Origin of the sequence: Pseudarcicella hirudinis, from assembly GCF_900115665.1 — a bacterium.
Classification (GTDB): Bacteria; Bacteroidota; Bacteroidia; order Cytophagales; family Spirosomataceae; genus Pseudarcicella; species Pseudarcicella hirudinis.
Genome location: NZ_FOXH01000016.1, coordinates 32,313 through 46,763, shown reverse-complemented (window position 1 = coordinate 46,763; position 14,451 = coordinate 32,313). Strand labels below are relative to the sequence as shown.

Below are 14,451 nucleotides of genomic sequence, written 5' to 3'. Positions count from 1 at the left end.
TGAAAGCATTGAGGAAGTGCTTTTTACTCAAAATATCGGGCAAATGTTATTCTGATAAAAGACATAAAAATCAGCACAAAAAAAACTGGTATAGCTATGAAGCCATACCAGTTGAATTAACCTATTATCCATTTTTAATACAAAATTTCTACATATCTACTTTTTCCATCTTCGGAGCAAAAATATGCATAAAGCCCCATGCCAGTAAATAGGCAAAACCACAGATTACGAAGATGATATTATAACCGGCAGTAATGTTTCCGTTTGATTTGTACAAATCAAGAATATACCCGATAAACATCGGGAAAATAACCCCTCCGATTGAACCTGCCATTCCACCGATTCCCACTACTGAGCTGACAGCTTTCTGAGGGAACATGTCTGAAGCCGTTGTGAAAATGTTGGCGCTCCATGCCTGGTGAGCGGAAGCTGCGATACTGATCAATGCTACTGCCTGCCAGATATTGGTGCAATACTGTGCGAAAATGATTGGGACAACCGCTAAAGCAAAGCTTAACATAGCAATTTTACGGGCTTTGAAAACAGGCCAGCCTCTTTTAATGAAATAGCCTGAAATATACCCGCCGCCGATGCTGCCTACGGTAGTAAAAGTATAAATTACAATGAGCTCAAGACTTGGTTTTTTCAAATCCAGTTTGAAAGTTTCTGAGAAATAAGAAGGTAACCAGTAAAGGAAAAACCACCAGATCGGATCGGTAAGCAATTTACCGAAAACAAATGCCCAGGTTTGACGGATTCCGAAAAGTTTAATCCATTTTACAGGTTTCTGTGCAGAGTCATCAACTTCCTGGTCACTTTGAATATGCTGTAATTCAGCTTCGGTAACTTTTTTGTGTATATGTGGTTTCTGATAACCGAACCACCAGAAAACCAGCCAGATAAAACCCAAACCTCCGGTAATGATAAATGCAACTTCCCAGCCATAAATTGCCAGGATCCAGGGAACCATAATCGGCGCAACTACAGCTCCGATATTAGCACCTGAGTTGAAAATACCTGTAGCAAAAGCACGTTCTTTTTTGGGAAACCATTCGGCCACTGTTTTAATGGCAGCCGGAAAATTTCCCCCTTCTCCCAGACCCAGTAAAGACCTGAACATGCCAAATCCGAATGTACTGGTAGCAGTAGCCGTGAAAACCCCAGCGATACTCCACCAGAGGACAGCGATGCTATAGCCCAGTTTGGTTCCGATTTTATCAATAAAGCCTCCGAAAAGTACAAGACCCAAAGCATAAGCTCCTGTAAATGCCATTACAAGGTTGCTGTAGTCTGTTTCTGTCCAGTTAAATTCTTTTTCAAGCGTAGGTTTTAAATAGGCAATAACCTGACGGTCGACATAACTTATCGTAGTGGCAAAAAACAGTAAGCCTACGATCCGCCAGCGGTAATTTCCAACATTATTATTCATAGTTTTTCTCAGGGCTTTAAAGATTGTTAACAAAATTCATTAATGGTACGATAGTTTTTGTCAATTCCTCGAACTGACGTTTCTCTAAAAGTGCCTTAGGAAATAGCTGGGACCCTATCCCCACCGCTGTCACTCCGGCACCGAACCAAGTTAAAAGGCTGTCAGTCGTCGGATCTACTCCCCCGGTGACCATAACTTTTACATGAGGCATCGGCCCCTTGAGTGATTTGATGAATCCCGGCCCTACAACATTCCCCGGAAATATCTTAACAATCTCTGCACCAAGCTGTGTTGCCTGAAAAATTTCATTGAGTGTACTTGCGCCCGGATACCAGGCAATATCTTTATCCTGACAGTATTGTCCTACTGCAGGAGTTATAACCGGTTGCACGACAAAATCAGCTCCGGCTTCCACGAAAGCCCTTGCCTGTTCTGCATGAAAAATAGTACCGATTCCCAAAGCCATTTCAGGGCAATTTTTTTCTACGAAAGGATATAAAGCAGTAAATACTTCTCCGGCTTTTTCTCCGCGGTTGGTAAATTCAAACGCTCTCATTCCTCCCGCATAACATGCCAGCAGGATTTCCCTGGTAAGCTCGATGTCGTCATGATAAAAAACCGGGACAATCGGGTGTTTTTCAATAAGTTGGTTTAGTGATTTTGAGTCAAAACGGGCCATTTTGTTAATTTTTTAGTTATTAATATAATTTTCAACGGTATCTACCATTTTTCCTGAGCCGACATAAAAAGCGGATCGCTGATGTAAATCCGTCGGGAAGATATCAAGAATTCTCTGTTTTCCATCAGAGGCTTTTCCTCCTGCCTGTTCAATAATAAAAGCTAAGGGAAAACACTCATAAAGTAATCTTAATTTTCCGTTCGGCGTTTTCCTGGTTGCCGGGTACATGTAAATACCTCCTTTCAGCAGATTTCTATGAAAATCGGCTACTAATGAACCGATATATCTGCTTGAGAATCTTTTCTGTTTACATTCTTCGAGGTAATGCTGTACAGCATCTGAAAAATCTGATTTATAGCCTTCATTGCAGGAATAGATTTCGCCGTCCTGACTGATTTGAATTTGCGGATGGGAAAGAAAAAACTCTCCCAGTGAATAATCGTAGGTAAAACCATTGACGCCTTTTCCGGTAGTATAAACCAAAATGGTTGAAGAGCCATACAGCAAATATCCTGATGCAACTTGCTTATTTCCTCTCTGAAGGAAATCCTCCTCTGTAGGCTCAGTGCCAATTTCAGAGCGTCTGCGATAGACGGAAAAGATGGTTCCGATTGAGACGTTGGTATCAATGTTGGAGGAACCGTCCAGCGGGTCTATGGCTACTATATATTTGGCATGATTGTTTCCGGTAAGAATTACTTCAGTCGCTTCTTCTGAAATAATGGCGCATACTTCACCACCGTTTTTCAAAGCTCTGATGAAACGGATATCGGCAATAACATCGAGTTTTTGTTGCGTTTCTCCCTGCACATTCTGAGAGCCCAGCTGCCCGGTAATATCTGAAAGTCCGGCCCGGTTGATTTCACGGTTGATGATCTTTCCGGCCAGGGCAATATCTCTTAATAATTGGGATAATTCCCCGGAGGCAAATGGAAATGCTTCCTGATTCCTCATAATAAACCGATCCAGCGTAATGCCAACAGGTAAAGCTAATTGTTCATTTGTCATAGTTTTTCTGTTTTGAAAAGAGAAGGAAGATTTGAGCGTTCAGCCCTGAAATGCCGGATTTAAGACCAAAGATTCAGAAGATGAGTGATAAGATCTGAGATTTTCAGATTCCGGGAAAAAAGAATTTACGAATGATCCGGTATTCAGAAAACAATAGCTTCTATACTCTTTTGATCAGTAAGCAGCTATTCAGGATTTTGTTTATCAGGATATTGTAAGGGAAATCCTGATAAATATTAAATCCTACAGCCGGGTCTTATTTCTCCAGTCTGAAAATCTTCTGTCTAAACAAGTTTTGCATTAACATCTTCAACCGTCTGGCTGGTAGCGTCTCCGTATTCCTGAAGTTTACCATAGGCTGCGGCACTTGCAAAATCAATTACGTTCTGAGGGGCATGGTTCTGGTACAATCCGTAAATCAGCCCACCCATAAAACAGTCGCCGCTACCAACTTTATCGACTACTTTTTCAGTACTGAATTCCGGAGAGACATACTGTTGTCCCTCTTTGTAAAGCGTAGTATAGTATTGGATTCCTCCCTGAAAAGCATCGAAACGAAATGTATTTGCTACAGTTTTACACTTGGGAAAAGTTTTTAGCAATGCTTCCGCAGTGGTAATACTGTGTTCGAGATATTCTTCTTTGCTGGCATTATTGACAAAAACCTCCGGGTCGATCGGAATATCTAAAAGCAGATTGGCAGCCCAGATATTACCCATAATAAGGTCGCAATACTGAGCGAGCTGAGGCATAATTTCATTGGGTTTTTTGCCATATTTCCAAAGTTTCGAACGGTAGTTCAAATCGACTGAAATTGTAATGTTTCTGGCAGAAGCCGCTTCCAGTGCTTCCAGGCAAAAATCGGCCACTTCCTGATTCAAAGCAGGGCTTATTGCGCTGAAATGAAACCAGGAAACATTTTCAAAAACAGCATCCCAGTTAACAATACCTCTTTTCAAGGTTGAAAACGAAGAATGAGCACGATCGTAAATAACCCCTGCGTTTTTCAGATCAGAACCCTGAGGAAGGTAATAAATACCGATTCTCTCTCCGAGGGTCACAATAGGAGAGGGATCAATATTTTTTTCCCGGATGTAAGTCTTTATATCATTAGCCAGAGAATTATCCGGTAACGCTGTAAAATAGCTCACAGGAATTCCCCAGCTGGCAATAGCAGTGGCGACGTTTAATTCTGCTCCTCCTACAAAAGCCGGAATCGTAGCGGATTCTATCCATTCGCCATTAGTTTTTGGAGAAAGTCTCAACAGCAATTCTCCGAAACAACATACATTACTCATTCAATTTTAGATTTTCAGTAAAATTCCCTCTTTTCAAAAGCAAAAAAGTCTCTATATTATGTTTAAAGACAGTTTTGCCGTTTTTTTACTCCTAAAAGGTGATTAGTTTTCAATGAATCGGTCAATCCCGGACTCCTTTTACAAGGAAACACCTCTTTTCCAGGGAATAAAATCGTCATGACCCAGTAAAACGGCTTTGGGTTTATATTCTCCGGAGGCTGTTTTAATGCAAAGTTCCAGCAAATCCGTTCCCATTTCTTCAATCGTTTTTTCTCCGGTAATCACAAGGCCGGCATTGATGTCGATGATGTCTGACATCTTTTCTGACAAAGCGGTATTGGAGGAAATTTTAAGTACCGGACAAATCGGATTGCCCATCGGATTGCCTAATCCTGTAGTAAACATGATTATATTGGCACCCGATCCGGCGAGTCCAGTGGTACATTCGGCATCGTTTCCGGGTGTACAAAGTAGATTTAAACCAGGTTTGGAAGCCTGTTCTGTATAATCCAATACATCAGACACAAGCGAGTTTCCACCCTTTTTGGCAGCTCCCGCCGACTTCATGGCATCGGTAATGAGTCCATCTTTAATATTTCCGGGAGAAGGGTTCATGTCAAATCCTGAACCAACTGCTTCAGCGCTTTTGGCATAGGCATTCTGGATGGTAAGGAATTTTTCAGCCAGATCATCTGAAATACAGCGGTTGATCAATTCCTGTTCTACTCCGCATAATTCCGGAAATTCGGCAAGTATTACTTTCCCGCCCAGAGCGGAAAGCAGGTCTGCACAAAAACCAACAGAAGGATTGGCGGAAATCCCGGAAAATCCATCAGAACCACCACATTCTACCCCCAAAGTAAGGTGTTGCAGAGAAGCCGGCCTGCGGATATTCCTGTTAGCTGATATGAGACCTGCGAATGTTTGTTTTATGGCTTTCTGAAGCATTTCATCTTCATTTCCGATGGCCTGCTGGTCGAAAATGTACAAAGGTTTGCTGAAATTAGGGTCAACCTTTTGCAGCGCTTCCTGAAAAATCTTTACCTGCGCATTCTGACAGCCCAAACTAAGAATAGTTGCTCCGGCGACATTCGGATGAGCAATATAACCTGCCAGCAACTGGCATAGAATCTGGGAATCTTCCCGTGTACCGCCGCAGCCACCTGTATGTGTGAGGAATTTGATACCATCTATATTCGGAAACAGCAGGCCTTTACCTTCAGCATTGGTTTCCTGTTCTTCAAATACAAATTCTTCCAGATTTTCTCCGTTTTTAAAAGCGGTAATCAGCGATTGCGTAAAGTTTCTGTATTTATCAGTCGGGGCATATCCCAATTCCTTGAGCAAGGCATTTTTAATCACTTCCACATTCTGATTTTCGCAGAAAACCATTGGTACCACTACCCAGTAATTCGCTGTCCCGACCCTTCCATCGGGTCTGTGAAAACCCTGAAATGTTCTGTTTTCAAATTTTGAAATATCCGGTTTATTCCAGGTAGAAACAGGGTGCCTCTGGCTATATGATTCTGCGACGTGTTTTACATTAAATGTGGTAATATGTTCACCTTTTCGAATGGGCTGAGAAGCTTTGCCTATGGTTAACCCGTACATCTTCAGAAGATCACCAGGGGCAAAATCCGTTTCTGCAAACTTATGTTTTACAGGAACATCAGTCTGGAGCTCAATTCCGTTTACAATTTCACCTTTTTTCAGATCGGTGAGTGCTACGTAAACATTATCGGTAGGGTTAATTTTAATTACTGTAGTTTTCATGTGATATGTCCTTTAGAATTCCCAGACTTCTTTTCTCAAAAAGCATTTTAAGCTTTCTTTTACTCCTTTCCCGGTCATAATATTCAGATATTCTGAAATTGTTCTGGCAAAATCAGGCAATTCTGTCAGATCTGCATCCCAGAGGTTTTTGTCGGAAAGTACAGATCCCACTAATTCTTCCGGCTTTGACTTTTGCCATTTTTCGTAAAAATAGGCTGCTTTTTCATCCTGAATCTGATAATATTCTCCGTTGGCAAAGCCAAAATAAGCAGAACCTTCCACTTTTACCGATTTCATAAACAGCAGATAAGCTGCAAAACCAAAGGAAATGTATTCTGGTACACATTTCAGTGTCTGGTAATAATTAATCAGGGTTGGAATATTTCTCATCTTCATTTTGGAAGAGTATTGTACCGTAATATTAATCCAGCGGTGGTCAAGACTCGGGTTTCTGAAACGATCAAGTACCTGCATGCCAAATCGCTGTGCAATCTTTTCATTGACTTTGTATGGAATAGCAGGAGCGAGGTCTGCCAGCATAAGATTACTGATAAAGCCATTCATAATGTCATCTTCCATCGCTTCTTTCACATTGCTGAAGCCGGCCAGAAAAGCAAGTCCGCAGCTAAGAGTATGCGTTCCGTTAAGTAAACGAAGTTTAAGTTCTCTATACAGATCAATGTTTGGTTCAATGATAAGGTTTTCATCAATCTGATGGAAAGAAAGTTTATTTTTAACCCTTTCGTCTCCTTCAATTGCCCATAGACGGTAAATTTCGGAAACAGTAAGCAAGTCATCCTGATAACCCAGCTCTTCCTCAATTTTTGCTCTGCTATGACTGTCTGGTTTTCCCGGAACAATTCTGTCCACCAATGAATTACAGAAAGTATTGCTGGTTTCAAGCCAGTCTATGAAATCAGTTTCAAGGGCATTCAGATGAGCAAGTTCCAGGACAATGGCTTCCAGTTTTTTCCCGTTATCGGTAATCAGTTCAGTCGGAACGATTATCATTCCCTTTTCTTTATCGCCTCCGAATGCTTTAAATCTGGCATATAAAAAAGCCAGAAGTTTTCCGGGAAAAGATACAGGAGGGGTATCATGAATATCATCTTTTACAAGCTGAATCCCCACTTCTGTAGTATTTGAAAGAATGATTTCCATTTCCGGATTGCCTGCACAGGCTAAAATGTCATTCCATTGTGTTTTAGCAGAAAGCACCCGGCTGATGGAAGAAGAAAGAATGTTATTCTCAAATGATTCTCCGTCAGAAATACCTCTTTCGCAAATGGTGTAAAGATTGTCCTGCAAATCAAATGCTGCCGAATCTCCCGAATCCGTAGATTTTACCACTACAATTCTTCCCTTGAAAATACCCTTTTTGTTAGCTTTATCAATGAAATAATCTGGCAGTCCGCGCAGTAAAACCCCTGTTCCGAACTGGAGCACTTTTTCGGGCAAATTGAAAATTGATTCATCAGGCAAATCTACTTTTGCCGGGTTTGCAAGATGGAATTGTTTAAGAGATATCTGTGTCATTATTGTGATAGTTTAAAGATCCGTTTCCCTGGTTGGGATTGTTTATTTATTTTTTCTTAGAGAAAACGCTGTTTTGAACTTTTTCTCCGAATTCTACCTCTTTACCGAGTTTAGAGGTATCAGTATTTAAAAGATTAATGTTGCCGGAACGGTCTCCCATAATTTTCAGTAGTACTTTGGTATTGCTTCCGAAAGTGATGCCATCAAATTCGATGTTTCTTCCGTTCTGCACCTGCATAAGGGTGTTCTCCTGACTGATTAAAGTGATATTTCTGAACTTAATATTCTCTCCTTCAATACATACCAGCCCTTTTTTGCTTTGCAGAAAGGCATTTTCAATAAGAATATCACTTACACTCATTTCCGGCAGACCTCTTACCAAAATACCCGTTTCTGCTCCTTTGCAGACAACATTGCGAACATAGAAATCTTTGAATTTAGGAGTGCCTTCACTGAGCGGTTCGGTTTTCATAACAGGCAGTTCATTGCTTTCTCCGGACTGCGGTACCGGATCTTTGCCCATATAATACATATCAAAAAGAATGGCTTCTCCGGGAATATTGGTCATATTGATGCCATTTACATAGATTTTTTCAACTACACCTCCTCTTCCTCTGGCAGTTTTAAACCTGAGACCCACATCTGTGCCGAGGAAATTGCAATTGGAGACAAACAGGTTTTTTACGCCGCCGGACATTTCACTACCGATTACAAATCCGCCATGAGCATGGAAAACCGTTGAATTTTGTACGATAATGTTTTCTGTGGGAACGCCTCGTTTTCTGCCTTCCGCATCTTTACCCGATTTGATACAGATACCATCATCCCCCACATCAAAAGTACATTGATCTATCATTCCGATTCTGCATGACTCGAGGTCAACACCGTCTCCGTTCTGAGCAAACCAGGGATTCCGTACCGTTAGATTTTTTAAGGTAATATGCTCACACAGAAGCGGGTGAAGACACCAGGCAGGAGAATTCTGGAAAGTAACACCTTCCAGAAGAACTTGGGTGCAATGATTGAATACCAGAAGATTAGGTCTCAGATAATCTTTGATTTCCTCACTGTTCTGTAAATTGTAGCCGGCAGCCACCACTCCGGGGCGATCGACAGTAGTACCTTTGAAAGACTTTTCAGAAGGATACCATGTATTTTTATCTGCACTTAATAAACCACCCGTTGCAATGAGATCTTTCCATTGAGAATCGGTTAATTTACTCTTTTTTACAGCCCTCCAGGTTCCGCCTGCCCCATCAATGACTCCGTTTCCGGTTATTGCAATATTTTCAAGATCCTGTCCGTTAACCGGAGATTTACACCTGATAGCTTCTGTTCCTTCCCAGTTTGTTTTAATCAGAGGATAGTCCTCAAAACGGTTGCTGAATTGCAGCAGGGCTCCTTTCCGTAAATGCAGATTTATATTGCTTTTTAAATCAATCGGACCACTTAACCAGAATCCTTCCGGAATAATTACCGTTCCGCCGCCTGCTTTGCTGCAAGTTGTAATGGCCTTGTTAATGGCCTCGGTATTGAGCGTAATTCCATCAGATTTTGCTCCGAAACTGAGGATGTTGAATGTGTCTTTTCTGAAAACCGGTGTGATAATTTTGGGCAATTCATAAGCGTATTTTTCCTGAAATGCTGATTTTTGGGCATATCTGAACAAATCGGAATTAATTTCCCTCAATCCGTTCATGACCAACGCCGCCATATTTGAAGCTCCGTACTCTGAAAAATGGGTATCGTCTTTTATGCCTTGCGGACGGGTAGGAAAATACCCTGCTTCATACCACAGATAGAATTTCTTTGAGGCTTCCGCACCGTTTTGACTTAGTAAATCCCTGCTTTTCTGTTCGAGATCAATAAGGGGAACCTGCAATTCAGCAGCCACAGATTTCACCACAGCGGGATATTTGCCATGTGTATCCTGAATTTTCCCGTTTTCATCAAACTTTCTTCTTACTACGGGAGTAATAAGGATAGGTTTTGCCCCCTTTTGACGGGCTTCCTTTACAAAACGAATCAGGTTATGCCGATAATCTGTCTGAGGCGCAGCATACCTGGAAGTATCGGATTTTTTCTCATCATTATGACCAAACTGAATCATCACCCAGTCGTTCGGATGGATCTGTTCAAGGACTTTTGCCCATCTGCCTTCTGTGATAAAACTTTTAGTACTTCTGCCATTCACCGCATGGTTGCTGATTTTCAGGGAATGGTCAAAATAGTCAGGAATTAATTGTCCCCAGCCCCTTTCCGGATCACCATTGAGAGGTTTGTCTGAAACTGTAGAATCTCCGATGAGGAAAAGGGCGGGTTTCTCCTCTGTTGCACGAAAGGCACAGTTCAGGATGAGCATGAAAGAGACGAAGAGTATTTTTTTCATAATTGAGATTGAGTCTGGAAATAATGTGTTTAGTGTTAAAGCGGGTTCAGAGAAATAATGGAATCAACTTATCGGAATAAATCTGCCGGAGTACCGGGATTTAATCGTTATTTTTTTAATTTTTCCAAGATGAAGTGCAGTCGCAGAGACGATTTTAACATATGTTACCTTGACAAACTTAGAGTAAGAAAATGCAGTCAGCAAGGAAAGATTCGACTTTTTTTACGTAAACGTTATCGGGAACGTTATCATACCTGCCAAAATTTAGATTTATTTAATAATATTTGAGATATTACGCAGAATAATGTAGTTTCACGATGTGATTAACTTAAAATTGAGTAGTATTGAAGCTAATTGTACTAAAGAAAGAATAAGCCTTTGGAGACTATAACAATAAAAGACATTGCGAAGGCATTGAACCTTTCAACTTCAACCGTTTCAAGAGCGTTGCGGGGAAGTTATGAAATAAATGCCGAAACCAAGAAGCTGGTACTGGAATATGCTGAGAAATTAAATTATCGTCCCAACCCGATTGCCCTTAGTCTTAAAGAAAACAGAAGTAAGTCGATCGGGGTAATTGTGCCTGAAATTGATAACCCCTTTTTCTCTCAGGCCATCAACGGAATCGAGTCAATTGCCTATAACAGAGGGTATCACGTCGTGATATTTCAAAGCCATGAATCATATGAGAGAGAAGTCGTGAATGTTGAGCATCTGGTTTCCAGACGAGTAGATGGCGTATTAATTTCCCTTTCCGGCCAGACGAAAGATGTGTCGCATTTGAAAGAACTGAATGACAAAGGTTTGCCTATCGTTTTTTTCGACAGGGTTTCGGATGATATAAATACCCATAAAGTAATTGCTGATAATTATGATGGCGCTTTTAAGGCTACAGAACACCTGATTTTATCTGGCAGAAAGCGCATTGCTCATATTGCAGCATCGTCCTATTTATCTATCACCAAAGAAAGAATAAATGGCTATCTGGCTGCTTTGGCACAATATAATATTCCGGTTGATGAAAATCTGATTAAATATTGCAGTTATGGCCTTCAGGAAATGGAAACGGTAATCAGCCGGTTGTTTTCAGAGAACAGACCTCCTGATGCCATTTTTACAGCTAGCGACAGACTAGCTTTAGGTTGTCTGACTACCTTAAAGAACAAAAATGTTCGTATTCCGGAAGATGTTTCATTAATCGGGTTTACCAACCTGAAAGTAGCTTCAATGCTGTCTCCTTCATTAAGTACGGTTTTTCAACCTGCTTTGGAAATGGGGCAATCTTCCGCGGAATTACTGCTGGACCTGATTGAAGGGAAAAGTAAGATGCCGGTAACCTATAAAACAGTCAAACTTCAGACGGAACTCATGCTGAGAGATTCCAGCCTGTTGCAGCATTAGCAGAGACTTTTCTTTTAGCGATTATTGCGGGGCATAATCCATTCTGAAACATTGAATGGATTATGCCCTGTCTGATTTTAGACAGAAGAGAGACTTTTTGAGCAGGAGGATTTTCCTGTTAAAGTACAATTTTAAGATAAGAGCCTGGTTGAGAAGACCGGAACCTGATTTAGGCCAGTTCCATGGATAATATCAATATTATCTCAAATTTATACAGTATTGGTAACGTTCCCGATAACGTTTACAGAAATAAATACAATTCAATATTTGATTTATTAAATAAGAGGCATTAATCTTGTTCCAGGTCCTGTCATTCGGCAGTGTGGCTTATTCCAAATGATTCTTAAAAAAATCAATTTAATTACATTGTATGAAATCCCCTCAGCAATCTTTTGTCAACCCTTCAGCATGTGTATTCTCATCCCTGAAAAAAACAGGTCTGATTTTCACAGCATTATTACTCTTTTCTTCCAGGATTTCCTTTGGTCAGTCTGCCTGGTCTGAAAAAATGGCTGCCTCAGTAATGGCCAGTCATCCTGATTCATTAGCTTATTCCGAAGAAGGGAAAAAAGCTCATTGGGATTATGAGCAGGGACTGATGCTGAAAGCATTGGAGAGAGTTTTTCTGAGAACCGGTGATGCAAAATATTACCGATATATCGTAAAAGATATAGATTCTTTTGTGGATGAAAAGGGGAATATCCGTACTTACAAGGCAGAGGATTACAATACTGATAATATTACCGGAGGAAGGGCATTCCTTTTTCTCTATAACGAAACCCGGAAGGAGAAATACAAATTAGCAGCTGATCTGCTGAGAAAGCAGCTTGAAACACAGCCAAGAACAAAAGAAGGAGGATTCTGGCATAAAAAGCGATATCCGTATCAAATGTGGCTTGACGGTTTGTATATGGCTGAGCCTTTTTATGCAGAATACAGTAAGATGTTCAATGATCAGAAAGCGTTTGATGACATTGCCAATCAGTTTATCTGGATGGAAAAAAATGCCAGAGATCCTAAAACCGGATTACTTTACCACGGGTGGGATGAAAGCCGTCAGCAGCGTTGGGCGGATCCTAAAACCGGTGTTTCTCCAAATTTCTGGGACAGATCAATCGGCTGGTATGCTATGGCTTTGGTGGATGTGCTGGATTATTTTCCTGAAAATCACCCGAAAAGACCTGAATTGGTCGCTATTTTTCAAAGATTAATGCCTGCGGTTGTCAGATTCCAGGATCCGAAAGAAGGATGCTGGTATCAGGTAATGGATAAACTGAACGGAAAAGGGAACTATCTTGAAGCCTCCGGGTCAGCCATGTTTGTTTATTCACTGGCTAAAGGTGTCCGTACCGGACTATTAAACAAATCTTATATGGCTTACGCTGAAAAAGGTTTTAAGGGAATGCTGAAAAACTTTATTGAAACTGATGCCAAAGGATTCATTCATCTGAATAAAGCTGTGAGTGTGAGTGGTTTGGGAGGAGAACCTTATCGCGACGGAAGTTATGAGTATTATCTGAAAGAGCCGATTCGCAAAGACGATTTCAAAGGAACCGGACCATTTATCATGGCAAGTATTGAAATGGAAATTGCCAAAGAACAATCTGTCGGAAAAGGAAAAACAGTAGGACTGGATTATTACTTTAACAATGAATACAGGGTTACGAAAAATGGTGAAAAAGAAAGATTTCATTATATCTGGGAAGACAGACTTGATTCAGGATACTGGACCTGGGGGAATATTTTTCAGGATTATGGCGCAAAACTGGCATCTGTTCCACAAGCGCCAACGGCTGCTAATCTCGCTAAACTGGATGTGTATATCATCGTTGACCCGGATACCCCGAAAGAAACGGCCAAACCTAATTATATTCAGCCGGAACATGTTAAAACCATCAGTAACTGGGTAAAAGACGGCGGAACTCTGGTGTTATTCGCAAATGATTCTTCGAATGTGGAATTAACACATTTCAATACACTGGCAAAAGCTTTTGGCATTGAATTTACCTATAAAAACAGAAATATGGTAAAGAATAACGTATATGAACAAGGTAAGTTTATTATTCCGGAACACCATCCGATCTTCGGAAACACTAAAAAAGTATTCATCAAAGAGCTGGCAACACTTTCGGTGAAACAACCCGCCAGAGCTGTTTTATCTGAAGGAGGAGATGATGTTATGGCCGTTACCAAATATGGAAAAGGAACAGTTTTCGTGTTGGGAGATCCCTGGATATACAATGAATATCTCAATGGAAAGCGCCTTCCGACAGATTTTGAAAATTTTAATGCGGCAAAAGACCTCAGTAAATGGTTACTTTCAAATGCCCGTAAAAAGACCGGGAAATAACAAAAAGCCAGCTGTATCAGAAAGTCCTGAAAATTACGTTAATAAGTAGGGCTATGCTGAAAAACACAGGCTTTTAAAAGATTTCCTGAAAGATAAAAGACCAGTTTTTTGTTTAGAACCTTAAATAAATAATAAATTATGAAAAAAATCCTTTTAATAATCCTTGGTTTAACATTTTTAAATATGACAGGTAACGGACAAAGTAAAGACGAGAAGAGCGTTGCAGAAGCAGTAGAGACCTTAAGAAAAACAATGATTGATCCTGATAAAGCTGTTTTGGAAAACCTGGCTTCAGATCTTTTAACTTACGGGCACTCAGGCGGAAAAGTTGAAGACAAAGCGTCTTTTGTAGATACATTTGTTACAGGAAAATCTGATTTTAAATCAATCGAAATTTCTGAACAAACCATTCAGGTAGTTGGTTCTACCGCAATAGTAAGACATAAATTTGCTGGTGAAACTTTTGATAAAGGCGTTTCCGGAACTGTAAAGCTTGCTATTCTGACAGTTTGGATGAAAGAAAAAGGTCAATGGAAGTTATTGGCCCGTCAGGCTGTAAAGATCTAATTTTTGGGTAAATTTGATTGC

Annotated in this window: 10 protein-coding genes; 3 read left to right on the top strand and 7 right to left on the bottom strand. The window is 40.6% G+C overall.

The genetic code is table 11. The features are described from left to right. Positions 1 to 148: 148 nt before the first annotated feature. From BM179_RS21095 to BM179_RS21065, 7 genes are all read right to left on the bottom strand, one after another. Positions 149 to 1,429, bottom strand: coding sequence for an MFS transporter (locus tag BM179_RS21095; protein ID WP_092019253.1), 1,281 nt, complete (start codon positions 1,427 to 1,429; stop codon positions 149 to 151). Positions 1,430 to 1,445: 16 nt separating this feature from the next. Further along, entirely contained in the window at positions 1,446 to 2,108 is a 663-nt protein-coding gene (eda, locus tag BM179_RS21090) for a bifunctional 4-hydroxy-2-oxoglutarate aldolase/2-dehydro-3-deoxy-phosphogluconate aldolase (RefSeq protein ID WP_092019162.1), read from the bottom strand. Positions 2,109 to 2,120: 12 nt separating this feature from the next. Beyond that, the gene (gene fbp / locus BM179_RS21085) at positions 2,121 to 3,116 is read right to left on the bottom strand and encodes a class 1 fructose-bisphosphatase (protein ID WP_092019161.1); all 996 of its coding nucleotides are present in this window, start codon (positions 3,114 to 3,116) and stop codon (positions 2,121 to 2,123) included. A 284-nt stretch (positions 3,117 to 3,400) separates the two neighbouring features. Next, on the bottom strand, positions 3,401 to 4,414 hold the full coding sequence (locus BM179_RS21080) for a sugar kinase (protein WP_092019160.1): 1,014 nt from the start codon (positions 4,412 to 4,414) through the stop codon (positions 3,401 to 3,403). A gap of 138 nt (positions 4,415 to 4,552) precedes the next feature. Next, positions 4,553 to 6,187 (bottom strand): UxaA family hydrolase, encoded by a 1,635-nt coding sequence (locus tag BM179_RS21075; protein WP_092019159.1) that lies wholly within the window; start codon positions 6,185 to 6,187, stop codon positions 4,553 to 4,555. 12 nt (positions 6,188 to 6,199) lie between these two features. Further along, positions 6,200 to 7,723, bottom strand: a complete 1,524-nt coding sequence (locus BM179_RS21070; protein WP_092019158.1) for a tagaturonate reductase — start codon at positions 7,721 to 7,723, stop codon at positions 6,200 to 6,202. A gap of 46 nt (positions 7,724 to 7,769) precedes the next feature. Next, positions 7,770 to 10,112 (bottom strand): glycosyl hydrolase family 28 protein, encoded by a 2,343-nt coding sequence (locus BM179_RS21065; protein ID WP_092019157.1) that lies wholly within the window; start codon positions 10,110 to 10,112, stop codon positions 7,770 to 7,772. Between the two features lie 378 nt (positions 10,113 to 10,490). Here BM179_RS21065 and BM179_RS21060 point away from each other — a divergent pair, with 378 nt between their 5' ends. From BM179_RS21060 to BM179_RS21050, 3 genes are all read left to right on the top strand, one after another. Further along, the gene (locus tag BM179_RS21060; protein ID WP_092019156.1) at positions 10,491 to 11,513 is read left to right on the top strand and encodes a LacI family DNA-binding transcriptional regulator; all 1,023 of its coding nucleotides are present in this window, start codon (positions 10,491 to 10,493) and stop codon (positions 11,511 to 11,513) included. Positions 11,514 to 11,883: 370 nt separating this feature from the next. Next, a complete protein-coding gene (locus BM179_RS21055; protein WP_310586972.1) occupies positions 11,884 to 13,863 on the top strand; it encodes a glycoside hydrolase family 88/105 protein in 1,980 nt (659 codons plus the stop codon). A gap of 138 nt (positions 13,864 to 14,001) precedes the next feature. Next, positions 14,002 to 14,430, top strand: a complete 429-nt coding sequence (locus BM179_RS21050) for a nuclear transport factor 2 family protein (protein WP_092019155.1) — start codon at positions 14,002 to 14,004, stop codon at positions 14,428 to 14,430. Positions 14,431 to 14,451 lie beyond the last annotated feature (21 nt).